This window comes from Marinobacterium mangrovicola (assembly GCF_004339595.1).
In the GTDB taxonomy this organism is placed as follows: Bacteria; Pseudomonadota; Gammaproteobacteria; order Pseudomonadales; family Balneatricaceae; genus Marinobacterium_D; species Marinobacterium_D mangrovicola.
The window spans coordinates 1-1,011 of record NZ_SMFU01000006.1 but is presented as its reverse complement, the minus strand read 5'-3'; the positions used below and the strand labels follow the sequence as shown (position 1 = coordinate 1,011).

Here is a 1,011-nt window from a genome sequence, read left to right as displayed (position 1 = left end):
TCCTTGCTGGTGCTGCTGGCGGCTGCAACGATGTGGCTGTAGCCGGAAGCCAGTTCAACGATCAGAGCGCTGAGGTTCTCGGCCAGGCCTTTGTCGTAAGCGGCGTTATCGGCCAGCAGCACCTTGGCAACACCAGCGACCTTGGCCGCTTCATCGGCCACGGCCTGACAGCCGGAGCCGGCCACCAGAACAGCGATCTCACCACCGATCTGGATGGCGGCGTTCACGGCACTTAGAGTGGCCGGGTTGAGTGCGCTATTGTCGTGTTCAGCAATCAGTAAAATACTCATACCCGCCTCCTTAAATAACCTTGGCTTCGTTCTTCAGCTTGTCGATCAGCGCATCCACGCTGTCCACCTTGATACCCGCTTCACGCTGGGCCGGTGTTTCGACTTTGAGCTGAGAGATGTGCTGCTTGAGCTCGACGCCCAAGTCAGCCGGGGTTTTCACATCCAGCGGCTTGCGCTTGGCTTTCATGATGTCCGGCAGCTTGGCGTAGCGCGGCTCGTTCAGACGCAGGTCGGTGGTGACGATGGCCGGCAGATCCAGTGACAGGGTGCGCAGACCGCCATCCACTTCACGGGTCACCAGGGCCTTATCGCCGTCAACCTTCACTTCCGAGGCGAAGGTACCCTGGGGGCGACCGGTGAGGGCCGCCAGCATCTGGCCTACCTGGTTGTTGTCGGAGTCGATGGACTGCTTGCCGAGAATGACAAGGCCCGGCTGTTCCGCTTCGATCACCTTGGCCAGCAACTTCGCCACGTTGAGCGGCTCCGGCAAACCATCAGTCTCAACCTGGATAGCGCGGTCGGCGCCCAGTGCCATGGCGGTACGCAGCTGTTCCTGCACCGCTTTCGGGCCGATGGAAACCACCACCACTTCGGAAGCGACACCGGCTTCTTTCAGGCGGATCGCTTCTTCAACCGCGATCTCGCAGAAGGGGTTGAGTGCCATTTTGACGTTGGCCAGATCCACGTCGGAGTTATCGGCCTTGACGCGTACCTTGACGTT

General features: G+C 60.3%; 2 protein-coding genes. Both read right to left on the bottom strand.

What is annotated here, in order from left to right; genetic code table 11:
• A partial coding sequence (locus CLV83_RS00890; RefSeq protein WP_481318824.1) for an adenine nucleotide alpha hydrolase family protein occupies window positions 1–290 on the bottom strand: 290 nt, incomplete at its 3' end.
• 10 nt (window positions 291–300) lie between these two features.
• The coding region (locus CLV83_RS00885; RefSeq protein ID WP_132286192.1) for an electron transfer flavoprotein subunit beta/FixA family protein at window positions 301–1,011 on the bottom strand (711 nt) is incomplete at its 5' end.